This is a genomic window from Entomomonas sp. E2T0 (assembly GCF_025985425.1).
Taxonomy (GTDB): Bacteria; Pseudomonadota; Gammaproteobacteria; order Pseudomonadales; family Pseudomonadaceae; genus Entomomonas.
On record NZ_CP094972.1, the window covers coordinates 1,377,174 to 1,401,938 of the forward strand.

At 35.9% G+C, this 24,765-nt stretch carries 24 protein-coding genes; 11 read left to right on the top strand and 13 right to left on the bottom strand.

What is annotated here, in order from left to right:
• The 3 genes from MTZ49_RS06640 to MTZ49_RS06650 form a co-directional block, all read right to left on the bottom strand.
• On the bottom strand, positions 1 to 747 hold the full coding sequence (locus MTZ49_RS06640; RefSeq protein WP_264747561.1) for a fumarylacetoacetate hydrolase family protein: 747 nt from the start codon (positions 745 to 747) through the stop codon (positions 1 to 3).
• Positions 748 to 1,125: 378 nt separating this feature from the next.
• Positions 1,126 to 1,890, bottom strand: a complete 765-nt coding sequence (locus MTZ49_RS06645) for a tetratricopeptide repeat protein (protein ID WP_264747562.1) — start codon at positions 1,888 to 1,890, stop codon at positions 1,126 to 1,128.
• A 97-nt stretch (positions 1,891 to 1,987) separates the two neighbouring features.
• Positions 1,988 to 2,806, bottom strand: a complete 819-nt coding sequence (locus MTZ49_RS06650) for a molybdenum cofactor biosynthesis F family protein (RefSeq protein WP_264747563.1) — start codon at positions 2,804 to 2,806, stop codon at positions 1,988 to 1,990.
• Positions 2,807 to 2,985: 179 nt separating this feature from the next.
• Between MTZ49_RS06650 and rsmA the strand changes: the two genes are divergently transcribed.
• Genes rsmA through MTZ49_RS06665 form a run of 3 tightly spaced genes read left to right on the top strand, consistent with a single transcriptional unit; the run spans position 2,986 to position 5,005 of the window.
• Positions 2,986 to 3,795 carry a 16S rRNA (adenine(1518)-N(6)/adenine(1519)-N(6))-dimethyltransferase RsmA gene (gene rsmA / locus MTZ49_RS06655; RefSeq protein WP_264747564.1) on the top strand — a complete coding sequence of 270 codons (810 nt, stop codon included), beginning with the start codon at positions 2,986 to 2,988 and terminating at the stop codon, positions 3,793 to 3,795.
• Between the two features lie 2 nt (positions 3,796 to 3,797).
• Positions 3,798 to 4,178, top strand: a complete 381-nt coding sequence (gene apaG, locus MTZ49_RS06660; RefSeq protein WP_264747565.1) for a Co2+/Mg2+ efflux protein ApaG — start codon at positions 3,798 to 3,800, stop codon at positions 4,176 to 4,178.
• Positions 4,178 to 5,005: a symmetrical bis(5'-nucleosyl)-tetraphosphatase gene (locus MTZ49_RS06665; RefSeq protein WP_264747566.1), complete on the top strand. Its 828-nt coding sequence runs from the start codon at positions 4,178 to 4,180 to the stop codon at positions 5,003 to 5,005. Before apaG ends, MTZ49_RS06665 begins: the two co-directional genes overlap by 1 nt.
• 48 nt (positions 5,006 to 5,053) lie before the next feature.
• Here the strand turns inward: MTZ49_RS06665 and ucpA are convergent, their stop codons facing one another.
• Positions 5,054 to 5,848, bottom strand: coding sequence for an SDR family oxidoreductase UcpA (ucpA, locus tag MTZ49_RS06670; protein WP_264747567.1), 795 nt, complete (start codon positions 5,846 to 5,848; stop codon positions 5,054 to 5,056).
• A gap of 184 nt (positions 5,849 to 6,032) precedes the next feature.
• On the opposite strand from ucpA, the gene MTZ49_RS06675 reads away from it, so the two are divergent.
• Together MTZ49_RS06675 and MTZ49_RS06680 are read left to right on the top strand one after the other, a co-directional pair.
• Entirely contained in the window at positions 6,033 to 7,181 is a 1,149-nt protein-coding gene (locus tag MTZ49_RS06675) for a multifunctional CCA addition/repair protein (protein WP_264747568.1), read from the top strand.
• A gap of 23 nt (positions 7,182 to 7,204) precedes the next feature.
• On the top strand, positions 7,205 to 7,426 hold the full coding sequence (locus MTZ49_RS06680) for a hypothetical protein (RefSeq protein ID WP_264747569.1): 222 nt from the start codon (positions 7,205 to 7,207) through the stop codon (positions 7,424 to 7,426).
• Between the two features lie 30 nt (positions 7,427 to 7,456).
• On the opposite strand, the gene MTZ49_RS06685 is transcribed toward MTZ49_RS06680, so the two are convergent.
• The 9 genes from MTZ49_RS06685 to MTZ49_RS06725 form a co-directional block, all read right to left on the bottom strand.
• The gene (locus MTZ49_RS06685) at positions 7,457 to 7,969 is read right to left on the bottom strand and encodes a disulfide bond formation protein B (RefSeq protein WP_264747570.1); all 513 of its coding nucleotides are present in this window, start codon (positions 7,967 to 7,969) and stop codon (positions 7,457 to 7,459) included.
• Positions 7,970 to 8,094: 125 nt separating this feature from the next.
• Positions 8,095 to 10,290: a YgiQ family radical SAM protein gene (locus MTZ49_RS06690; RefSeq protein WP_413774180.1), complete on the bottom strand. Its 2,196-nt coding sequence runs from the start codon at positions 10,288 to 10,290 to the stop codon at positions 8,095 to 8,097.
• A 147-nt stretch (positions 10,291 to 10,437) separates the two neighbouring features.
• Positions 10,438 to 12,471: an LTA synthase family protein gene (locus tag MTZ49_RS06695; RefSeq protein ID WP_264747848.1), complete on the bottom strand. Its 2,034-nt coding sequence runs from the start codon at positions 12,469 to 12,471 to the stop codon at positions 10,438 to 10,440.
• Between the two features lie 150 nt (positions 12,472 to 12,621).
• Entirely contained in the window at positions 12,622 to 13,977 is a 1,356-nt protein-coding gene (locus MTZ49_RS06700) for a DUF58 domain-containing protein (RefSeq protein WP_264747571.1), read from the bottom strand.
• Positions 13,978 to 13,985: 8 nt separating this feature from the next.
• The gene (locus tag MTZ49_RS06705; protein ID WP_264747572.1) at positions 13,986 to 15,002 is read right to left on the bottom strand and encodes an AAA family ATPase; all 1,017 of its coding nucleotides are present in this window, start codon (positions 15,000 to 15,002) and stop codon (positions 13,986 to 13,988) included.
• On the bottom strand, positions 14,999 to 16,165 hold the full coding sequence (locus MTZ49_RS06710) for a DUF4350 domain-containing protein (RefSeq protein WP_264747573.1): 1,167 nt from the start codon (positions 16,163 to 16,165) through the stop codon (positions 14,999 to 15,001). The genes MTZ49_RS06705 and MTZ49_RS06710 overlap by 4 nt, the downstream gene beginning before the upstream one ends.
• Positions 16,149 to 17,699 carry a DUF4129 domain-containing protein gene (locus tag MTZ49_RS06715; protein WP_264747574.1) on the bottom strand — a complete coding sequence of 517 codons (1,551 nt, stop codon included), beginning with the start codon at positions 17,697 to 17,699 and terminating at the stop codon, positions 16,149 to 16,151. Before MTZ49_RS06715 ends, MTZ49_RS06710 begins: the two co-directional genes overlap by 17 nt.
• Positions 17,686 to 18,681 (bottom strand): stage II sporulation protein M, encoded by a 996-nt coding sequence (locus tag MTZ49_RS06720; RefSeq protein ID WP_264747575.1) that lies wholly within the window; start codon positions 18,679 to 18,681, stop codon positions 17,686 to 17,688. Before MTZ49_RS06720 ends, MTZ49_RS06715 begins: the two co-directional genes overlap by 14 nt.
• Positions 18,678 to 19,439 (bottom strand): RDD family protein, encoded by a 762-nt coding sequence (locus MTZ49_RS06725; RefSeq protein ID WP_264747576.1) that lies wholly within the window; start codon positions 19,437 to 19,439, stop codon positions 18,678 to 18,680. Before MTZ49_RS06725 ends, MTZ49_RS06720 begins: the two co-directional genes overlap by 4 nt.
• 150 nt (positions 19,440 to 19,589) lie before the next feature.
• Between MTZ49_RS06725 and sbcB the strand changes: the two genes are divergently transcribed.
• From sbcB to MTZ49_RS06755, 6 genes are all read left to right on the top strand, one after another.
• Entirely contained in the window at positions 19,590 to 21,026 is a 1,437-nt protein-coding gene (sbcB, locus tag MTZ49_RS06730; RefSeq protein WP_264747577.1) for an exodeoxyribonuclease I, read from the top strand.
• 174 nt (positions 21,027 to 21,200) lie between these two features.
• Entirely contained in the window at positions 21,201 to 22,052 is an 852-nt protein-coding gene (purU, locus tag MTZ49_RS06735; protein ID WP_264747578.1) for a formyltetrahydrofolate deformylase, read from the top strand.
• Positions 22,053 to 22,237: 185 nt separating this feature from the next.
• Positions 22,238 to 22,864: a GspH/FimT family pseudopilin gene (locus MTZ49_RS06740; protein ID WP_264747579.1), complete on the top strand. Its 627-nt coding sequence runs from the start codon at positions 22,238 to 22,240 to the stop codon at positions 22,862 to 22,864.
• Positions 22,857 to 23,363: a type IV pilus modification protein PilV gene (pilV, locus tag MTZ49_RS06745; RefSeq protein ID WP_264747849.1), complete on the top strand. Its 507-nt coding sequence runs from the start codon at positions 22,857 to 22,859 to the stop codon at positions 23,361 to 23,363. Before MTZ49_RS06740 ends, pilV begins: the two co-directional genes overlap by 8 nt.
• A gap of 24 nt (positions 23,364 to 23,387) precedes the next feature.
• Entirely contained in the window at positions 23,388 to 24,164 is a 777-nt protein-coding gene (locus MTZ49_RS06750; RefSeq protein ID WP_264747580.1) for a PilW family protein, read from the top strand.
• Position 24,165: 1 nt separating this feature from the next.
• On the top strand, positions 24,166 to 24,708 hold the full coding sequence (locus MTZ49_RS06755; RefSeq protein ID WP_264747581.1) for a hypothetical protein: 543 nt from the start codon (positions 24,166 to 24,168) through the stop codon (positions 24,706 to 24,708).
• Positions 24,709 to 24,765 lie beyond the last annotated feature (57 nt).

A 24,765-nucleotide genomic window follows, 5' to 3' on the forward strand; every position in this document is an offset into this window, starting at 1 on the left:
TTATTCAGCGATAACAGTGTTAGTGAGGGTAGCAATACCTTCAATAGTGACTTCAACTTTGTCACCTACATTGATATCAACACGACCTTCTGGAGTGCCTGTTAAAATAATATCACCTGCTTTTAAAGTCATAAATTCACTGAGCTCTTCAATGAGCTGGGGGATATTACGTACTAAATTGGCAGTAGAGTTTTGTTGGCGAACTTCACCATTAATGCTGACACTGATTGCTAAGTTAGCAGCATTAACAGCATCTGTTGCTACTAACCACGGCCCCATTGGGCAGAAACTATCACGGCATTTAGCTTTAACAGCAGGGCGGTAGTAGCTATCTTCTGGCAAGCTAACTTCGTTAACAACTGTAAAACCGGCTACATAATCCATTGCTTGTTCTTTAGTAACACGACTAGCATCTTTAGCCATTACAAAACCAAGTGCTGGTCCTGCTTGGATACGCTCAATACCTTTTGGAAAAACAATATTGCCTAAATGGTTGTTATAAGTACTTGGCGTTTTAATAAACAACACTGGTTTGATAGGTGGATTTTTATAAGGAGGTTCATTAAATTCGGCTAAGCGACTATCTAATAAGCCTTTATAGTTAAGGGCTACACCATAAACTGTACCTATACTGATAGGTAACCATTCAGGGTTAGTAATTGTTTGACCATTATGTGTAACATTACCGTTGTTATCAATATTAACAAGGGTACGTTGCCCATTTAGGTTAACAAATCCTCTACGCATACATTCTCCTGTTGGAATTATAATTGTTTTAAGTTACTGCTAAACTAAGGGTATATTTTATTTTGCTACTTAAATATATAACTAGACTCTAATATGGAGAGTTTTAGTATAAAGAAAGTTCAATTAGCATTTTTAATACGCCAATAGTTATTGTTTATAGTTATTTAAAGCAAGTTAATGAATATTTTGTATTTATTAGTGATAATACAAAGCCAAATTTATATATTTTTATTAGTTTCTCTATTGTAAGTTTTTATAAAGAGAATAAATAAAAATAACTATAAAGTAATAAATTATATTAGTAGTTCATAGTTCGTTAGTCCAGTCTTTTGTTATTAAATTAATAAATGGTTACTACTATCAACATTACTTAATAAGTTATTGTGTATTTATTTTTTCATGGAGTTGTTGAAGTAGTTTACGTATCTCAGATAAGCAAACTTTATGTACATTTTTATAATATTTAGGTGCTATACGAGCATAGTCTTGTACTTGCTGTAATTGTTCTATTGCCTCATCTAAGCGATTTTGACTTTGTAAGAATTTAGCATAAAAGAAACAAGCATCTGGTCCAGCATAATAACTGACTAACACTTTGTATTCTTCTTCAGCTTTGGTTAAATTACCAATAGCTTCAACTGTTCTTGCATAAAGCAAATGCCCTTCAGGCGAACGAAAATCTGGATTGTGCTTTATTAAATAATCTAATGCGTGTTGGCAATCTTGATAATTACCTTCTGCAAATTCTGCAAAAGCAAGTTTCAGTAAAATTTCTGGGTTTTCAGAATGAATACCTGATAAGGCAGCTTTATAGTGCGTAATTGCTTCAGCATATTGTTTAAGGTTAACTAACTCATCTGCTAAATTAGTACGAGATTCTACGTTATCGCTTAATGTTAACTGATTACGTAATGTTTTTAAATTACGGGTAGGTGCAATTTTATTTTGCACCCCCTTAACTACTTGTCTACCTTTGTAACTACCTAATAATTCTGGTATTAGTACAGCAACAGCATAAATAGTGCAGCCAAGACCTGGTAAAATAATGACAAGGTATAACCAATAACGTTCTTGCCCCGTTTTCATTATATGTACGCCACAAAGAATCTGACAAAAAATTGTCACTAACGCAATCAATGGCATGAAAAAATCCTTAATCATTAGTAGGGTAACTAATTTTAAAGATTTTATGATGAAAATGACAAGTACAAACTCTTATTTCTTAAGCAAATTAATATATTTAAGAAAAGTCATTTTTAATATTTTCTAATAACATACCATAAGGAACATTAGGTTTATTAATTATTGAAAAATAAGGGCTAATAGGGAGATTAATCTGTTTATTGGCGGTACTTGTTTGATAACCATAAACTTTTCCATCAGCACGGAGGAAGTTTGTATCTATTAACATGAGCCCCATATAAGGTGAGCTTTTTCTTGTCCAAATTAATAAGTACAACTTATCTGCTATCTTATAATAATGGCAAGGGTTGGTATCTGCTAGCCCAGTCCTTTCACCTACTAAACAGTGCCATGTGTAATAGTTTTGGTTAAGGTATATGTGTTCGTAAACTGTATCAAAACCACAGTAATATAAGAAACGAGCACCAATTAGCTCATCAGTTTGAGAGTGTAGATCTTGGTATTTTTCATAAGGTTTATCTAAACTACCTTGAGTAATTGAGAGATCCATAGTGGCTATATTAAGCTGGATTTGCTTAGAGGTGTTTGGATTAGGTAAACTTGATAGATGAGCAACTACCTCTGTGAACGTTTGATTGATTAGATCTAAAATCATGGAAATAGATTGCCCATCTAAAATATAATCTATGAAATAAATACCATCACGAATAGAAGTCGCCCTGTAATCAGCTTTTTGTTGCTTTTTAGTCGCAGGGTCAAACCAAATGATTTGATGTTTTTTTAGATGATATTCAATACTTTCACCATGGGTGGGATATAGTATAAAGAAAAGTCCTTCTAATTCTGCTACTTCAGGTAAAACAAATTCCTTTGGTCTGCCTGACACAGAATGATCATGTGTTTTTATTTGATACATTCTAGTATCCTCTGTTTGTCCTTTGCTTTATTAATATGCAACCAAATTGCATAGTTTACTATTCTCCAAAAGGCGAATATTTATGTAGAGGCTTGTTAAATAAAAAGAGAGTATGGGGTTTAGTAGGATTTTGGCTTACAATACATAGCTAAATTTATAGTTTTTAAGGCAAAGCATTAATGTCAGAATTATTCCAACATCGTGCGCGTAAACGTTTTGGTCAGAATTTTTTAAAAGATGCAGGGATTATTGATCGAATTTTACGCTCGATACATCCACAAGCAACTCAGCATTTATTAGAGATTGGACCAGGTCAAGGTGCCCTTACTGAAGGTTTATTAGCTAGTGGTGCACGGTTGGATGTAATTGAATTAGACCAAGATTTAATTCCTTTATTAAAGTTAAAATTTGGCCTAAATCCACTATTTCATATACATCAAGGTGATGCGTTAAAATTTGATTTTAGCACTTTAGTTTGTTCTGGTGAGAAACTAAGAGTAGTGGGTAATTTGCCTTATAATATTTCTACACCGCTTATTTTTCATCTGTTGAACCAGCATACTGTTATTGAAGATATGCACTTCATGTTGCAAAAAGAAGTGGTGGAAAGAATGGCGGCACAACCAGGCGGTGGTGATTGGGGTCGTTTAACAATAATGGTGCAGTATTTTTGTCAGGTGGAGCATTTATTTGATGTTCCACCAGAATGTTTTACACCTGCACCTAAGGTTGACTCTGCAATAGTAAGGTTAATACCCTATAAAACGTTGCCTTATCCAGCAAAAGACCATAAGTTATTAGAATTGATTGTAAGAGAAGCGTTTAATCAACGCCGTAAGACACTTAGAAATACCTTAAAGCGTTTATTGCCAATAGAAGCTATTGAGCAAGCAGGGGTTGATGGTAGTTTAAGACCAGAACAGTTGTCATTAGCTGATTTTGTTAAATTGGCAGATCAACTTTTTTTATATCAACAACGCGAGGGTTAATTATGAATTTAGCTGATTATCCTATCGAGATAACAGTGTTTACTGATTATTTAGTAGAGGATTCAGACCCACAAGATAATTATTATTTATTTGATTATCATATCTCCATTGAAAATAAAGGTGATAAAACAGTCACTTTATTATCAAGGCAGTGGGTTATTACTGATGGTAATGGCCATAAAAAAGAAGTTAAAGGTAGTGGTGTAGTGGGACAACAGCCTTGTATTAAAGCAGGCGAAACATTTGAATATACCAGTAGTGCGAACTTTTCAACACCTGTAGGTAGTATGTACGGTAAATATGCTATGCAAGTTGAAACAGGAGAGTTATTTGATGCTCATATAGCACCTTTTCGGTTAGCAGCACCTGGAGTATTGAATTAATGGCTGTCTATGCAATTGGTGATATTCAAGGGTGTTATGATCCGCTACAGATGTTATTAGAAGAAGTAAATTTTGACCCAGCAGTAGATACTCTGTGGTGTGTTGGGGATTTGATAAATCGTGGTTCCAAGTCCCTTAAAACATTGAAATTTTTGTATAGTATTCGTAAAAGTGTAGTGACTGTTTTAGGTAACCATGACTTACATCTGATTGCCTGTTTTTATGATAATGCTAAAGTTAAAAAGAATGACACGATTAAAGAGATTCTTGAAGCTAAAGAGGCCAAGGAGTTAATTAATTGGTTACGCCAGCAACCATTAGTTTATTTTGATCGTGATCGTAAAGTAACAATGGTACATGCGGGTATTCCGCCCTTATGGACTTTAGAAGATAGTTTGGCGCGTTCTGCTGAAGTAGAAGCAGTATTAAAAGATGATAAAAGAATAGAAGGGTTTCTTACTCATATGTATGGTAGTGATCCTGTTAATTGGAGTGAGCTTTTAACAGGTCATGAGCGACTAAGGGTAATCACCAACTATTTAACCAGAATGCGTTTTTGTAAGGCTGATGGTACTATTGAGTTTAAGAGTAAAGAAGGTTTGGATAGTGCGCCAACAGGTTACATCCCTTGGTTTGAAATCCCTAATCGCAAAATGGCTGGGCAACAAATTATATTTGGCCATTGGGCTGCTTTAGAAGGTAGATGTGATGAACCAAATGTGTATGCGCTAGATACAGGGTGTGTATGGGGTAATTGTCTAACCATGATAGATGTAGATACTAAAGAAAAGTTTGCTACCCATTGCTCTCCAAGAAAGAAGAAATAATAAGTTTAAGCCAACTGTTTTGCTAACAGTTGGCTTAAATAGTAGCTATTAAACGCCTACTGCACCAAAGCTTTCTGGAAGTGTTGAACCACCATCAATAACAATTTGTGTGCCAGTGATATAGCGTGATTCATCAGAAGATAAAAAGGCAACTACATCTCCTAACTCTTCGATAGTTCCTAAGCGCTTCATTGGTATAGCGGCCGCAATACCCTTTATTACACTTTGTGGGTCAGATTGATTACTTTCTAGTGCAATGGATTCAGCCATTGGTGTAGCAATATAACCTGGGCATACCGAGTTAACGGTGATATTTTTAGTAGCTACTTCCATCGCTAAGGCTTTAGTAAAGCCCCAGATAGCTGCTTTGGTGGTGGCATAAGCTGCTTCACCTGTATCAGCAACCATGGTACCTGTTACTGATGATAGGTTTACAATTTTGCCATAATTAGCTTTTACCATATAAGGTAAAAATGCTTGAGTAACATTCCAAGTACCCTTGATATTGATATCAAAAGTACGGTCTCTGATTTCATCTGAAGTTTCTAAAAAGGAAGCAATATGACATACCCCAGCATTGTTAACTAGAATATCCACTTTCTGATATTTTTTAATAACTGCTTCCGCTATTTCTTTAAGTATATTAATTTTGCGTATATCAACAATATAGGCTTCGGCTTTAAAACCTTGGTGGATTAAGTCATTTGCTGCTTCAATAACACTTTCATTATAATCTAATAAAATAACAGTAGCGCCGTGTTTAGCCAATACTTGTGCAGTACCTAAGCCATTACCCATAGCCGCACCTGTAATCACTGCAATTTTATTTGCCAACTTACTCATAAAGAATTCCTTATTTTTAAGGGTGAATAAAATAATAGTCGATAGTGAGCTTGACTATATGTAGATACAAAATAGTATAGTGATATATAACGTAATACCATAGTGATAAATCATAAGTTATTTGTTGATAAAGATAACTTATACCTAAGTTAGTTATTAAAAGTATTCTCTGTTAAGGATAAAAGTGAAAGGTAAAGTTGTTGTTTATAAAGTAGGCGGTGCAGTTCGTGATAGGTTGTTAGATCAACCTGTTATGGATACTGATTGGGTGGTGGTGGGGGCTACTGCTGAAGATATGCTAGCGCAAGGGTATCAACCTGTGGGTGCTGATTTTCCTGTGTTTCTTCATCCTAAAACAGGTGAGGAGTATGCGTTAGCACGTACTGAGCGAAAAAGTGGCAAAGGCTATGGTGGTTTTACTTTTTTCACTGATCCAGCAGTTACCTTAGAGCAAGATTTAGCAAGAAGAGATTTAACTATTAATGCTATTGCAGAAGATGAGTCAGGCAATTTATATGATCCCTATCATGGTCAGCAAGATATTGATAACAGAGTGTTGCGCCATGTTTCAGCAGCATTTGTTGAGGATCCATTAAGGGTATTAAGAGTCGCACGGTTTGCTGCGCGTTATGCCTCTTTAGGTTTTACTATTGCAGATGAAACCTTAGCATTAATGACAATATTGAGTGCTAGTGGCGAATTGGATGAACTAACTGCTGAACGAGTATGGAAAGAATTTTCTCGTGCATTAATGGAGCCCAGTCCAGAGGTTTTTTTACAAGTACTGCAAAGATGTAAAGCATTATCTGTATTACTACCCGAGTTATTAGATTTACCTTTAGTGGAAAGGGTATTAAAACAAGCTGCTATTGAGCAACAACCATTAGTAGTACGTTGGGCGTGTTTAATGATTCCCTTAGCTTTAGCAGGAAAGATAAATAGTATTAAAGCGATTAATGAACGTTTTAAAGTACCTAATGATTGTAGTGATTTGGCTCTATTAACGGGGCAATACTTAGTTATTTGCCAGCAAAGTTTAACTCAATCGACTGATGAGTTATTAAATCTATTACAACGAACAGATATTTTACGTCGCCCTGAACGTTTATTATTGTTATTACAAGTTTGTGTATTATTAGCCAAAGTGACAGGACAGCTTGATTATAAAGCAGAATATCTACCTGGCCTATTTTTGAATGAAATAGCAGAGGCGGTACGTGCTGTAAAACCACAGCCTTTAATTGCTAAAGGATTACAGGGAGCCGCTTTAGGAAAGGCATTAACACAGCAGCGATTGGCCGTAATAGCGCAAATAAAAGAGGATTACTTGTAGTTATTATATAAGGGATGATTATTTTGGCAGAAAAGATACAACATTATCTGATCGCTATTCCTATTTTTACAATATGGTTAGTGTTAGTAATTTATTTATATATGAATTGGGGAGATATGGGAACTGTTAAAAGAATGCTATTAACATTGTTAACAGTGATTCTAACGCCTGCATTCTCTGATTTATTTTGGAAAAAAGTAAAAGAACCAACAGTTTTATTTAGCCATAACAAAAATAAGCGTTAATTAATATTATATAATTAACGCTTATATTGATTAGTTAAATATCATTCGTACAGGGTTGCTTCTAACTAATTGAAAGATAAGCACAATAGTAATAGCACTGAATAACATAATGCCCCAATAAGGCAACTCAATACCTAATACATCACCTTGAAATAAACCACATTCTGGGGTTCCTTCAAATGCTTTTAAAATGGCTCCAAAAAATGGGTTATCTTCAAAAATACTTTCAATAGTAGTCGGTAGGCAACCAGAGTTATCTGGGTTAAATTTAAGCCATATTTGACGGCCTGCTGCAACAATTCCAAGTATTGAGAATATTAATCCAAGGAAAGCATAAATACGACGGCCAACACCTTGTGGATTATGGATAAAACCAATAAAGCAAATAATACCAGCTCCAGCAAATAGTGCACGTTGTACCCAACAAAGTACACAAGGCTCCATGTGATGAACATATTCCAAATAAAAGGCATAGCCTAGACTAGCTGCACAAGCTAGGAAAATCATAAAGAAAATAAAACGAGAGTTTAGTAATGATTTCATAGGGATAATGCCCTTTTTAACAGTGATTATTGATTAAAATAATACAATTTCAGCAGTATAACATTTAACTAATTTAACTCACTAGCTAAGTGAGTTTTTTGTGATCTGTTTCTATTAACGCCTAATTATTTTCTTTTAGGTGATTTCTTAGTTGTTTTTAATCCATGTTGACGGGGAGGTAGCCCTGTATGTTGCGTTAATATAGGTTGTTTAGCTGTATTACCACGAGCAGGGGTTGAGTTTTTACGTCTAGGGCTTTGATAACCAGCAGTTTTCGGTTGATGGGTTGGAATAAGCTGATGTGTTCCATCACCGATTAAGTCATTACGTCCCATACGTTGTAAAGCTTCTCTTAACGTCGGCCAATTATTAGGGTCATGATAACGTAAGAAAGCTTTATGTAGACGACGCTGTTCTTCACTTTTAGTGACAAATACTTTATCACTTTTATAGGTCACTTTATGCAAAGGGTCTTTCCCTGAGTAGTACATGGCTGTAGCTGTAGCCATTGGTGATGGATAGAAAGCTTGTACCTGATCGGCTCTAAAACCACGACTTTTTAACCAAAGGGCGAGGTTCATCATGTCTTCATCAGTAGTCCCTGGATGAGCCGCAATAAAATAGGGAATAAGGTATTGTTCCTTATTGGCTTCTTTACTGTACTTATCAAACATTTCTTTAAATGTATCATAAATACCTATACCCGGCTTCATCATCTTACTTAAAGGGCCTTGCTCAGTATGTTCAGGTGCAATCTTTAAGTAGCCACCCACATGATGTGTCACTAATTCTTTGACATATTCAGGTGATGTTATAGCGAGGTCATAGCGTAAACCTGAGGCAATTAGAATTTTTTTAATGCCTTTCAGTTCGCGGGCGTGACGATACAGTTGAATCAGAGCTGAGTGGTCAGTATTAAGATTGCCACAAATGCCTGGATAAACACAGGATGGTTTACGACAAGCCGCCTCAATTTCACGACTTTTACAGGCTAAACGATACATATTAGCTGTAGGACCACCTAGGTCAGAAATAACCCCTGTAAAGCCTGGCACTTTATCACGAATTTCTTTAATTTCTTGAAGAATAGACTCTTCTGAGCGATTTTGAATAATCCGTCCTTCATGTTCTGTAATTGAACAAAAGGTACAACCACCAAAACAACCACGCATGATATTAACTGAGAAACGAATCATCTCATAAGCAGGTATTTTTGCACCGTTATAAGCAGGGTGAGGTAATCTTGCATAGGGTAGACCAAATACATAGTCCATCTCTGGGGTGGTTAATGGAATAGGCGGTGGATTAATCCATACATCCATATTGTCATGTTTTTGAACCAATGCCCTAGCATTACCTGGATTGGTTTCTAAATGCAGTATACGATTGGCGTGAGCATATAATACAGGGTCATTACGTACTTTTTCAAAAGAAGGTAAGCGAATAACCGTTTTATCTCTAGTAAGTGTAGGGTTAGGTAGGATAGTTATTGCTTGAGTTTGCTCAGTATCTGTTGCTGTATTTTGGCCTTTTTGCTGTTCAATAGCACATTCTTCTAAATCATTAGTACACACATAGGGATTAATGATTTTGTCAACTTTACCAGGGCGATCAATACGGGTTGAATCTATTTCAAACCAGCCTTCAGGGGTATGGCGTCGAATAAATGCGGTGCCTCTAATATCTGTCATGCTATCAACGGTCTCGCCACGAGAGAAACGTTGTGCTATTTCACAAGTAGCCCGCTCAGCATTGCCATAAACCACTAAATCAGCAGTAGCATCAACTAATATTGAACGACGTACATTGTCTTGCCAATAGTCATAGTGAGCAATACGACGTAATGAAGCTTCAATTCCACCAAGAATAACAGGTACATCTTTGTAGGCTTCTTTACAACGCTGACTATATACTAAGCTAGCACGATCAGGCCTTTTGCCTGCTTCTCCGCCTGCTGTATAAGCATCATCGGAACGAATACGACGATCTGCTGTGTAGCGATTAATCATCGAATCCATATTGCCAGCGGCTACTCCATAAAATAGATTAGGTTTACCTAATCTCATAAAGTCATCTTTGGAGTGCCAATCAGGTTGGGAGATGATACCTACTCGAAAGCCTTGTCCTTCTAATAACCTGCCAATAATTGCCATGCCAAAAGAGGGATGATCAACATAAGCATCACCTGTGACAAGTACAACATCGCACGAGTCCCAGCCAAGCTGATCCATCTCTTCACGGCTCATGGGTAGATAAGGTGCAATGCCAAAGCATTCGGCCCAATATTTAGGATAATCAAAAAGTGGAGTAGGTGTGCGCATTAGAATATAAGATAAACAGGCTAACTATAAAGGTTATTACTATAGCATGTTCAGTGAGTAATAACGGTATTTTTCAAAGAGGAATTGTAAATGAAACAGTGAAATAACTCCACTAACAATAAGGTTAGTGGAGTTAATAGATTGATATTATTTATCGCTTTGAGCGGCTTCAGCACCAGCAGTATTGTCTAATAAGCTCTGAGTAGCCATTTGGATATAGGCTTCTAGTTCAGGTTTTAAACTGTTTAATTGTTGCTGGTTATCTAATAAAGTAGCTGATGGATTAGCGCCTAATTGATAGTGATAAAGTTTCGGTTGCATTTCACTAGGACGAATCAGTATTTCATTACCTTTGATGATAGCCACTGTTTGATCACTACCTGATGGTTTAATAATACCAAAACCTTTATCTCCCGCAGGAAGATTTAGTAAGTCACGTCCCCAACATTGATGACGCACATCACCCCCTAAGCGCCCCATAATAGTAGGCACAATATCTACTTGTGTACCTACTGTAGTATCTGTTTTACCAAACTTCTCTTGAATACCTGGGGCAATTAATAATAAGGGAACATTGAAGCGGAACATATCCATATCAGTTAATTGCATAGGGCTGCCAAAGCCATGATCGCCTACAATGACAAACAATGTATCTTTGTAATAAGGTGACTGTTTAGCTTTTTCAAAGAATTGCCCTAAAGCCCAATCAGAATAACGCATTGCGGTTAAATGCTCATTTTGTGAACCTTGGTCAGTTACTGGTTGAACAGGTAAGTCTTTTGGTAATGCATAAGGCGTGTGGTTAGATAAGCTTTGTAGTAATGCATAGAAAGGTTTACCTTGTTTGGCTAGTTTATCTAACTCTTCATTACCACGGGTAAACATATCTTGGTCAGATACTCCCCATGTTGGGTCTGAGAAAACAGGGTTTACAAAGTCATTACGACCAATAAAGGTGGTCATGCCTTGGTTACTAAAGAAACCACTTTGGTTATCCCACGCAAAATCACCATTGTAAACGTAAACATCATTCATATCACGAATGGAGAGTAGTTGTGGTAAGCCAGAGAATTTATTATTACCCTCAGGTTCTTGCATCAGTGTTTCAAAGGCAGGCAAGTTAGGGAAACAAGCCATTGTGGCAAACATGCCTTGGTGGGTATGAGTACCATTTGAGAAAAACTGGGTGAATAATAAGCCTTCTTGGGCTAACTTATCAAAGTTAGGAGTTATATGGTTTGGATCACCTAAAGCCCCCACATAACGACCAGCAAAACTTTCCATTAAAATAACCACAACATTTTTAATAGGTAATGTTTTTTCAGCATTTGGTTGGTAATCGCGACGGATAACTGCTTTATCGGCCTCTACCAAATGATCATTAGGTGTTAATAACATAGAACGAACAATTTGTTGAGCTTCTTCTGGAGGCATAGTTGCTTTCCAAACAGTGCTACGATTACTCACATTACGAGCAGCATCAATTAATGATAATGTGCCGTTTAAACCTAATTGGTTTGCAAATGGAGAGTCTGTTGTATAAGCATCACCCCAGCGTAATGGCGAGCCTTGACGTAAAGTGCCACGAGCAACTAATGCAATAAGCGCTGCACAGATAATAAAAATAATTAGTTGCACATAGAAAGGATATTTTTTGCTATTTTCTGAACGGGTAATACGATCAATTAATTTAAAGATAAACCAAATAACAGCCGTGATAATAGCCCAAGCAAGCATATACTTAACAACAGGGTAGCCATACCAAATCATGCTGAGTACAGTTTTAGGATCTTCGCGAATATATTGGAAAACTAGGCTATTTAAACGTTGATGAAACTCATGGTAGAAATCTAGCTCTAAAACACCTAAAAAGATAGCTATACAGGCCGCTATAGTAAGCCATAAGCGTTGTATAAGACGCCACCCCATGAGTGGTCTGCAAAGGAAGGTAAGACCTATAGGGATTATCATAAAAGCTACCATTTTGCCATCAAAACGTAAGCCATTAATAAACGCTTCTACAAAGGTAGCAGTAGGTGTATCACCTACTAATTCGTAATTGTATTGAAATAACGCATAGCGTAATAAGCTATAAACTATCATTAATACTAGTGCGGATAGTGCAAAAAATCCTAACTGCTGTAGCGCACTAGGTGTACCAAGTGATTTGTTTTGTTTCATCATGGTTATAAACTTTTAGTTAAATGTGAGATTGGGCAATATAATACAAAGACAAATGTCAAAAAAATGTCAAAAAAAATTGTTTAATTGTAAATTTATTTGATCAGACATTAGAACTGGACGATAGTAGTAAGTTCCTGATAATAAAAATTAAAGTGCTCCAGAACGCTTTAAAGATAAATAGTGGCTAACCAGTTGCGGTCCAAAGTGCTTGGGAATGACATCTAAAATAGGCAGTTGGTAAGCAATTAATTTGTCATGTAATTGGTTACGGTTAAGTAGTTGATGAATATTACCACAATAAGTTAATGCTTCATCAAAATCATTAATGGGCTGTTGTGAAATTTCGTCACGAATTTCTTCACGCATACTCGCTATCAATACTCTATGGTAACGACTAAGTTGTTTAAAAGCAGCAATGGTTTCTGCATTTTCTGAATAGCGTAGGTTGGTAATAACAATTACCAAGGCACGACGTTGGGTTTTACTAAGTAGTTTTTGTACAGCGGTATTGTAGTCAGCAGGAGTCTGTGTACATTTTATATCGTAGACGGCCTTTAACAGTGTATTCAGTTGCAAATTACCTTTAGCTGGTTTGATAAATAATTCATTATCGGCACCAAAGGTAGCAAGACCTACTGCATCACCTTGTCGTAGGGCTACATAGCTAAGTAGTAAGGAAGCGTTTAGGGCATGATCAAAATGTGAAAGCTGATCATCTTGCAAACGCATACGTTGCCCGCAATCAAGCAAGAAGATAATATGTTGATCACGTTCATCTTGATATTCTTTGGCAATAGGCGTTTTTTTGCGCGCAGTTGCTTTCCAGTCTATTTGGCGTAATGTATCACCTTCTCTAAAATCACGTAGTTGATGGAAGTCTTGTCCTAAACCACGTCTAGGTTTTGGCCGTACACCTAAATAGTAAATCCATTGCTCAATGGTTGTAATATTGGAGTCAAACAGCCTTGTAAAATCAGGGTAAACATGGCTGTCATTAGCAACAGGTATAATGCGACGTTGTTGCCATAATCGCCATTGACTGGTAACGGTGAGTTCACAGCTTTCCCAGAAAAAATGACCACGTTGCAGTGGTTTAATACTGTATTTTAATAAGTATTTACCATTAGCAGGTAGTTCTAAGGTGTGAGGTAGTTGTTTAAAGTCTATGGCTTCTGGTGAATAGTCGTAAACTATTAACGATAAATCATTATCTTGTTGATTACTAATAAGTAAACTAACTTCTTGCCAACGATTTAATGATAGGTAAGGAGGTAGTTGCCTTTCTAGAGTGGGCGTAGTTACTTTTTTTAAACTAGCTATATCAACTAATATAAAAAATATAAACACTAATAAAGCGATTAGCCATACTTGATAGAAGTTGCTAGGTACACTAATATCCATAGCTTTTAAACTTTCTAATAGGGCTATAATAGCCAAAAAGGTAGCTAAAGTAATAATCAGTGGTTTAGCAGGCTTTAATAAGTAACGGCTAGTTGTTGGCATCGCTTTACTCACAGTCTAGGGGCTGCAACTTGATCAATAATTTGGTTAAGGACTTGATCTATTGTTGCTCCTTCAATTTCCATAGCAGCACTCAGTTTTATGCGATGACGTAAAGTGGGTAATACACAAACTTTGATGTCATCAGGAATAACGAACTGACCACCTCTTATTAGGGCTCTTGCCTTACCTGCTTGAATCAAAGCGATAGAAGCACGTGGGCCAGCGCCAATGGCTAAATTGTGGTGGTCTCGAGTTGCTCTAACTAAGCGTACTGCATAATCAATGATTTGTTCATCGACGGGGATATTTTTAGTAATTTGCTGTAGCGCTAAAATATCTTTAGGCTGTACTAGTTGTTGTAAAGGGGTTACTTCTAACATATCCGCTTGAGCTGATTGAGTAACTTGTTTTACCAGTTGCGACTCTTCATTATGTGCAGGGTAGTCGATATTTATTTTAAACATAAAACGGTCAAGTTGAGCTTCTGGCAGTGGATAGGTACCCTCTTGCTCAATTGGGTTTTGGGTGGCGAGTACCATAAACGGTTGTGGCACAGGTAATGACTCACCTTCTAATGTCGCTTGTCGTTCTTGCATCACCTCTAGTAATGCTGATTGTGTTTTGGCAGGGGCACGGTTTATTTCGTCAGCTAACAACAAATTAGTAAAAATAGGCCCTTTGCGTAGTTTAAATTGCTCTGTTTTTATGTCGTAAATGGCGTGGCCTGTTACATCACTAGGCATTAAATCTGGAGTGAATTGAATACGTGCGAATTGACCATTAAAACATTGTGCTAAGGCACGCACTAATAAAGTTTTGCCTAGCCCTGGTACACCTTCTAGTAATACATGGCCATTAGCTAGTAACACAACAATAGTTTGATCAATAATATCAGCCTGACCAACAATAGCTCTTTGTAGCTCCTGGCGTAGATTTTGTACAAAGGTGTGAGCATTTTGTAAATTGCTATCAGGTTGTGGTGTGGCTGCTGTTGCAGGATTCTGGTATTTCGTCATGTCTGTCATAGTGTATTCCTGATTGCTTGAAGGGCAGTAACCATTTTAATAAATTCAAGTTTTGAGAGTTTGTGTTGATCTGTTATTCCCATGACATTGGAGATTGTTGCTATGGGATGTTGTGTTAACTTACTAAGTAAATGGTATTGTTGATCAATGGGGAGGTCGTCAAAACGAGGATGACGCTTTTTAGCAAGGTAGTTAATATCTTGCTGTAGAACAGCAATAAGTTGTGTTGCTCCCATTTTTTTATATAAAAAGTTGGCTTGTGCTGATAGTTGTTCAGGTAAACGGCGACGGTTTCTACTGAATATAGCTTCAAGAGGGCCTGAGCGCATTCCTTTATACCATAGCACAGCAATAATCAATAAGATAAGTGCGAGTAAAGTATAGGGAAAATGCTTAAAGAAATTAACAAAAGCATTAGGGTGATCTATTTGTGTTTGTGAGAACGAGTTATAAACCAGAACAACATCATTACCTGTTGTTAAATAACGTAATAACCATGCATGATCTTTCTGATCAATAGATTTATTTTTCCATAAGTTAGCATCTGAAATAACAGTAATTCTTCCTTTGTGATAAGGAAGTTGCAGGATGTGAGTATTATCATTGGCATCATTAGCCCAAAGAGAGGCTTTATCATATGAATCAATTAACGTATAACGAGGAAGAAAATTTAGCGTAATAGGTGTTGTTTCATTTTCAATATAAAGTGTAGTGAGTAATTCTTTTTTGGGGTCATCAATTTTTGCTATATCTAGTTCAATGCCTAAGTCGTTAAGTAATGCATCAGTATAAGTATTTTTTCTATAATCTCTGTTATGGCTAATTTCAACAATGAGTTGCCCACCATTACCCACCCAATCAAGAATTTTTTTGTTTTGGGATGGTGTTAAATGATTATGTTCTCCCAATAACAAGACTGTTTGCTTACTAGTAGGCAATTTATCAAAAAAATTAAGATGTCTTCTGCTAGTAACTTTTTGTTTATGCTCTTTTAAAAAGTATTCAGCAGCAAGGTAAGGATTAGTTTTTACTTTATAAGGCTCAGGTTTAGTGATGATTGTCTTATAACTTTCAGTATTATTATAAATATAGCCAATAACTGCTATTAATAAAATAAAGAAGATAACAAGTAGCAGTATCATTCCATTAGAGATTCTTCTCATGGACTGCCTCCTTGTTGTTTAATTGCATTAATGCTTGCCAACCAGTGATTAATATTTGTTTTTGTTCTGGCTGAATAGGGTAATGCCCATAGGCCATCAGTAACCATTGGTCAGTTAGGTTTTGGGTAAAGTCTGTTACAGCAGATATTTGTGTCTGTTTTGTTAAGGTAACTATTTCCCCTTCTGTGTGAGAGCTTTTTAGCGGAATTTGATATTGATGAGCTAGGTGGCTCAATAAAGCACGGTATAGCAAACTGAGTGCTTGACGTGTTTGTCCTTGTTGCCAGTAATGTTCAAATTCTTCAACAATATTAGTTGGTAAACTTTCTGGAGTAATAGCTAAGCCAAATAACTGTTCAGGAGGTGTGACAACTTTTTGATATCTCTTAGTGATAGAAAGATGTTTAGCGAATAGCCAAAGAACCAGAAGTACAGCGAAAATAACAAATGCCCAGATAACAACTTTAAAAAAATCCAATGATAGCCATCCTAGCCAATTAAATGATGAAGAATCTTTGGCAGAGGGTTCTGTTGATGAGGTTGGATCATTAATCCAGCGCAGTCTTGTTTGTTCTTCTTGTTCAAAAAAGGGAGGTGATTTTAAAATCTGTTCTATTTGTTTTTTATCTGTATCGCGTTGCTGTTGTGTACTTGTTGTTTGTTGATTAGTTAATGATTCAGCTTGCAAGTGAGTAGGGTATCCACCTATTAATACTAAGCAGCCCATAATGAATATAATGGGGAGTGTCTGTGTTAAACGATTACTAAGACGTCTAAAAGATAATTCGATATCCCATGCATCCATACGAACTCGACGGTTTAAATATAAACAAAAACCACAAGCAACATAGATTGGTTCTGTTATAAGCAATACCAGTGCATAAAGAAAGAAATAAACATGTATCTTCCAAAGGGGTAGTTGTTCTATTAACGCAATTTCACTAGAGTATTCTGAGACAGGTACAATGCTTGGTGTACTACTACTTATCATAAAAATCACTGTTAATAAGGTAGTAAGTAATATCCCTTCAATATTAATGAACAATAAAGTTAGAAGTTTTGCTTTGTTATTGCCTAAATTTAGGTTTCTTAAGCGTTGCCTTCTTGCTTTACCCTTAAACATTTCTAGTTGGCTAACAGGTAGTTCAAAACTTCTTGCTAGATTAAGACGGCGTATTGTTAGGTCGGCAATGGTGTTGTTTTTTAAGCTTTTTAACCAGAATTTTAATGTTTCACTGAGTGTGGGTACTTGCCCAAAAACAGCATTGGATAAAATATATAAAGGGATTCGATCAAAAATAGGTTTTAACCACCAAAAAACAACAATAGGTAGTAGAGGGATTTCCCATGCTTCAATAGTAATAACAGGGGCTTGCCAAAAAATAATAGTTAATAAACAAAAGATAGGCAATGTTACTATCGCCCAAGAGGTTATTAACAGTAAACCATGACGACGAGCCAGTAATATACCAAGATCAATTGATTCCCAAGCGCTACGAGGACGTATTTCAATGGTAGTATCAGTTAGTTTCATTGCTTTGCCTTGTTTTTCCAGTAAACAGGAAATAACTGATAACAGCTATCCATAGTAAGATACCTATAGCAAATCTAAGATTTGAAGCGCTGTTCATGGATGACCAATAGGCTTCAATAAAAGCAGCAATAATCAACATGATAAATGCGCCAATTACTAGATTTATAGCAGTTTTAGCCGCATAACGTAATGCCTCTAATCTGGTTTTACGCTGTGGAGCAAGTATTGCTAAACCAAGTTTTAAACCAGCAGCGGCAGCAATAACAATGGCTGTTAACTCAAATGAGCCATGTCCAATAACAAATGGCCAGAAAGTTTCACCATAGCCATTAACACTAAGATGAGTGGCTACAATACCAATAATAATGCCGTTTATTAAGAGGTAATATAAAGTCCCTAAGCAAAAAACGATCCCTCCTGCAAAGGTAACAAACGCAATACTAATATTATTATTAATATAGTAAGCAAACATAAACCAATTTTGATCGCCCTCTCTAACCAGTGGTCTTATCACATGAGAGGCAGGGTCATACATACTTTCTAGGTCATAAATGTCAGAGGTTGACATGAAAAAATAGATAAAATCGGGGAAATAGAAAGTAATTAAGGCACTTAATAGCGCAGAACCATAAAATAAAGCAGTTGCACCAAGAATAAGGTTTTTTTCTTGTCTGATACAGTTTGGAAAATCATGAACAATAAATTGAATAATACGTAGCCAAAAATTACTACGATGTTGATAAAGAATCCGATGGCCTCTTTGTACAAGCTGTTGTAAATAACTTATAAGTGCTGGACTATAGTATCTTGATTCTGCAATAGCAAGATGTTGACAGATATTTTGATAAATTTCTGGAAAATTAATATCCTGTTGTCGCGAAACAGCTAGTAGTTTTTTATTACCTGTTTCTAGACGATCAAGCTGACTAGCGAAGTCGAGCCATGTTTGTCGATAATGGTTTTCAAAGGTATGCTGTCTCAAGACTCTCTCCTTAAATGAGAAGATTCTTGTGCACCAATAAGGTATTGTGCAATTTGGTATAGCTTATGTTCCATTTGCTCATCTTTAAGCTCGAAGTGATCACTTAATATATTGGCAAGTTCTTGACGACGCTCAGTTGATAGTGTTTGGCGTCTTTCTGCATAAGCTATAATGATTTGTTGTTCTTCTTGGGTAAGAGGAAATGGGCAAGGTGTGGCAATAATATCAGGTAATGGTTGCGGTGTAAGGTATTCTTCATTATAAACCACTAATGTACCTGCTGCTAAATCGCCTAATCGTTTAAATTCTTTGTTAGTTAGACCAACAATAAGGGCAACAGCGTAACTAAAAGAAGGTAATAGATCAACAGCCCTTAATAAGTTTCTAAGTAATGAGGCTGTCCAACCAATCGGTGTGCCATCATCGTGAATAACACGAATATTACAAAAACGTTTACCCAGTGATTGCCCTTTGTTTAATACTTCTAATAATACAAAGTACCACCACACCATAATAAAGGTCAGAATAAGGAATAAGCCACCTACGTAATTGATAATGCTCATGCTGTCAAAGCCAAACAGTATTATTAAAAAAAAGACGATAGCAGCAAAAATACCAAAGATGATGAATTGAAAAATAACATCTATAAATAGCGCTAATGAGCGTATCATTGGACTGGCAGGACGAAAAACTAAATTAATACCTTCAGGTGTTTCTATCTTATAAAGTGTATCTAATTTAGCTAATTTGTGGTTCATGCTAATACAAAATCCCTTATACAATAAGTCATCATGGTAACTGAAATATTGTAACAACCGTTTATTAATTATTTATGAATAATTAATATGCTTAAAAATACTGATAAAATCAAGTAATCTGTTATGGAAAATAATGAAAATGAGCAAAATATGACAACTAGCATTTTTTGGTATGATTTTGAAACAACGGGAATTAGTCCGCGAGCAGATAGACCTTTGCAGGTAGCGGGTATTAGAACTGATTTAGAGCTTAACGAAATAGCAGAGCCTATAAATCTATATTGCCAGTTAAGTGAGGATGTTTTACCTCATCCTCAAGCCTGTTTAGTGACAGGGATTACACCTGAAACCATGTTAAAGAAGGGTGTCAATGAAGCTACTTTTTTTCAACGTTTACATCATGAGTTGTCTTTGCCACAAACTTGCACAGCAGGTTATAACAGTATTCGTTTTGATGATGAGGTGACTCGTTATGGCCTTTATCGTAATTTTTATGATCCTTATGCTCGGGAGTGGCAGGGGGGGAATAGTCGTTGGGATATTATAGATTTATTAAGAGCAACCTATGCACTTCGTCCAGAAGGTATGGTCTGGCCTCAACAGGATGGTAGAGTATCGTTACGTTTAGAACTATTAACAGCACAAAATGGCATTCAGCATGAACAGGCGCATGATGCATTATCAGATGTAAGGGCTACCATCGCATTAGCTAAATTAGTGAAAGAAAAACAGCCACAGCTTTATAATTATTTGTTTAATCTGCGTTTTAAAAAAGAAGTCCAAGCAAGAATTAGTTTATTAAAGCCAATGGTACATGTCTCAGGGCGGTTCTCCGCTGATCGACACTATCTATCTGTTGTTCTACCTTTAGCATGGCATCCTGTTAATAAAAATGCAGTGATTGTGTGCGATTTACAAAAAGATATAACCCCTTTGTTAACATTAACAGCTGACGAAATTGTTCAATATTTATACACTAAATATGAAGAGTTACCTGATGATATTTCGCCCATACCATTAAAACTTATCCATATTAATCGTTGTCCTGTTGTAGCACCTATGGGCGTGTTAAGAGAGCAAGATATTGAACGCTTACCATTAGATGTTGCTTATTGTTTGAAACAAGCAGCACAACTGAAAGATTCACAGTTACTATGGCAAAGTAAATTAATGGATATCTATCGACAAGAGGGTAAACAATTTGCTGAGGCTATTGATGACCCTGAACAGCAGTTATATGCTGGTTTTTTATCAGAACGTGATAAAAGGCTTTGTGATCATATACGGCAATTAAATCCAGCAAGGCTTATCGATGAAATGGCGCATTTTGAAGATGGTCGTTTACCAGAGTTATTATTTCGCTATCGGGCTAGAAACTATCCCGATACACTGACTAAGGAGGAGCGAATACAATGGCAGCATTTTTGTAAAGATCGATTAATAGATATTAATAAAGGCGCACCTATTACACTTGAGCAGTTTAAGTTGGTTTGCCAAGAATTATTTGATAATTGTGATATACAGCAACAACAAATCTTAAGATTATGGCAAAATTACGCAGATAATTTAGAGCAAAAATATTTATAAATTAAAATTTAAGGAATTAATAATGGCAAACTCTTTGTTAAAGATAGTAGTATCTTTACTTTCATATTTTTATTTTCAGAAAAAATCTTTTTTATCAATAACTTCAATTTACTTAATGGACTAAGTGAAATATACAACTTACAATACCCGCCGTTGTAAACTACTGGAGTGTTTATGAATACCTTTCGGTTGGTAATTTCATGCCCTGATGGGATTGGTATTGTAGCTAAAGTAAGTGGATTTTTAGCTACCTATAATGGCTGGATTCTTGAAGCGAACCACCATTCAGATTTGGCAAATGGCCAATTTTTTATGCGCCATGTTATTCAAGCAGAATCGTTACCTTTTGATTTAGATGGTTTTAAACAGGCTTTTGCACCTATCGCTGATCAGTTCAAAATGACTTGGCAAGTAACTGAGTCCAGCCAAAAGAAAAAAGTCATGTTAATGGCAAGTAAAGAGTCACATTGTTTAATTGATCTGTTATATCGTTGGCATAGTAATGAGTTAGATTGTGATATTGTAGGTGTTATCTCCAATCACAATGATTTGCGTAGTATGGTTGAGTGGTATGGTGTACCGTATCACCATGTGCCTGTTGATGCTAATAATAAGCAAGAAAGTTTTGATAAAGTGACTCAGTTAATAGAAGACTATAAGGCAGACTGTATTGTATTAGCAAGGTATATGCAAATTTTGCCACCTTCGCTTTGTCAGCATTATGCTCACCAAATTATTAATATTCATCATAGTTTTTTACCTTCGTTTGTTGGGGCTAAACCTTACCACCAAGCAGCTCAACGAGGAGTGAAACTAATAGGTGCTACCTGCCATTATGTGACAGAAGAGCTAGATGCAGGCCCTATTATTGAGCAAGATGTAGTTCGTATTTCCCATCAACACAGCATCGAGGACACAGTAAGATTAGGAAGAGATGTAGAAAAAATGGTATTAGCAAGAGGGTTACGTTATCACTTAGAAGATAGAGTATTGGTCCATGGAAACAAAACCGTTGTTTTTGCATAATTTGGATAACATAATATCTTTAAAATGTGATACTTCGCAAATATAACAGGTTTACTGATTGCATTACTCATTGTTTTGTAAATAATGGCAATAAGTAAAGTTTTATAATATTTATTGGTGGGCTGACGGGTAGTGAGTGTTAGTTAATTTATGGATAAATAACCAACAAATTAAGGTTCATATATATGAAAATTTTTAAAGAAAAGGGCTATACCATATTAGAACTAATGATGGTGATAATGATTCTATCGATATTGACGGTTATAGCGATCCCTAGTTTTTCTGGTATGTCAAAGAAAAATGCTATAACTGCTACAACAAATGAATTAGTGGGTTTACTCCAGTATGCAAAAACAGCAGCAGTTACAAATAATAATCCAGTAATTGTTTGTCCATACTCTAAAAGTTCAAATGACTATGCATGTGAAGATGATTTTGCAGATAGTAGCACTATAGGTGTTTTTCTTTATGCTAATCCAATAAAGGATTTGCTTAGGGGAATGACAGTTACAAATTCAGTAGTTATAACTAATGACAGTACTGGTTCATTGGGTAAGGCTATAGCATTTTATCCAGATAGTAGTTCTGCTATACATGGTATACCTGATGAGTTTACTAAATATGATGATGATGGAGCTTATACTGCTTCTACTAGATTGACATTAAATAATGACTATTTTCCTAAAGGAGCAGGGACTGTTGAATGGAAGATAAAGGCTAAAAAAAGTACTGATGATGAAAAATGTAATGTCATAAAAGTTTCTGCAATTGGACAAAGTAAGGTTGAACAGGAGAGTTGCAGTGATGATTAAGATGAATGCGCAACGTGGCTTTAGCATATTAGAGGTATTAATTGCTTTTGTTATTTTAGTTATTGGTATATTAGGTGCTTCTATTTTAATTATTCGTAGCTCGCAAGTTAATGTAAAGGCTTATGAAACAGAACAAGTAGCATTAATGGCTAATACTTTTATTGAAAAGATGAGAGTAAATTCAACCAATATGGATGAATATGTTAATGATCAAACAGGTTCACAAAAATCAAACTGTCAAGGGATTGGACATTGGTGTAGTGGTACTGATATGGCAGCATATGATATCTATAATTTTAATCAGCAAATTAATAGGTTAGCAGTTAAAAATGTAACATGGAGTCTTTCAGAAGAAGCAGACGATATAATGGGTGTTGCAGGAAATAAACGTTATAAGCTTTCTATTACATGGGATACAGCAAAAGAGGTTGGTGCAGATCCAGGAGCATCAACCGAAGGTAGCTATTATAGTTATTTTATTGTTAATACAGCATTATAATATTAAGTACTAAGTGGGACTTTTATGAAAAGTTTATTGCAAGCAAAGCAAAATGGATTTTCCCTTATTGAACTAATGATAGCTCTATTACTAGGGATGATCTTATTGCTAGGTGTTACTCAAGTGATGATCTCTTCATCTACGTTAGGTACAACTACTAATAATTTATCTGTTAACCAAGATAGAGCAAAAACTGTTTTGGATTTGTTAGGTTCAGAAGCTGGAAGAGCAGGTTATAATGGTTGTGGTGCAGGGGGAGAGCTAAGTTGGACAGGGAAAAATAGTGATGAACTTAGAAAACGTTCTTTCGCTGTTGTCCCTTTGAAGGAACCTGTTGGTATTATGTTTGCTTATGGGATAGATGGGAAATTTGCCCAATCAGGTGAAACACAATTGTTATCTGAGGATTGTTTTGGGCGAAGGCTATATTATCGTAACATGATATATCAGAATTGTGGTACGGATAATCCTGAAGATCTTTGTATTCAAGGTAGAACAGTTGCTACTTCAGGTAGTTTTGATTTAGTTGATGATCGTATCGAAGGTGTTCGCATAGAAAAAATAGTCGTGACGCTTGAAAATGATGCTGGAGAGTTTAGTGAGGTTACTATCGGAGGAATTAGTAGTGATTCTAATTATGATGATAGCGATATTAGCAATGTTGTGAACTTACAGGAAGCTAAATTAATAACTTTTTATATTAATGTTAAGACCGCAGCGGGTACTAGTGCAGACAAATATAATGCCTCTACAGCGGTTGAAAGAAGTTACTCAGCTACTTATAGATTGAGGAATTTGTAATATGTGTGAATTAGCTAAAAACAAACAGCAAGGGTCTACTTTATTAGTAGTATTAATGTTGTTATTGGTAATGATGGTATTAGCTTTATCTGTTGCTGCTAATAGTACTTCTCATGCCATTACTACCAATAATAGTGTTTTAAAAAAACAAGCTTATCAAGCCGCAATATCTGGTTCAGATGTTTTATTAAAGTTACTCAATACAGATGCGAATGTTGTTACAAGTTTACGAGGTAATTTATGTTCGAGTGGATTTACCAATCAGTTTAGTACTTATGGTAGTGGTGACTCAAAGGTTGTAGACACTAATGATATTGATTCATCTGATAAGAGAGGTATAACCTCTGTATGGTATGCTTGTGTTCCTGCAAGTGGTGGTACTGCGGCTAATGTGGTGTGTGGCTCTAGTAGTAGTGATTGTATTGCAGTTGTGATCACAGGAGTTGCTTGTCCTAGTGGAGCAGATATTACTGTTGAAAGTACAAGAAAAGGATGTGTGGTTAGCCGACACTTACAAACTTATGCTGTAACAAATAGTAATTAAAATGTTGTAATTCATCACAATTTGAGGAATTACTAGCTAGTATAAATAGTATTTTTA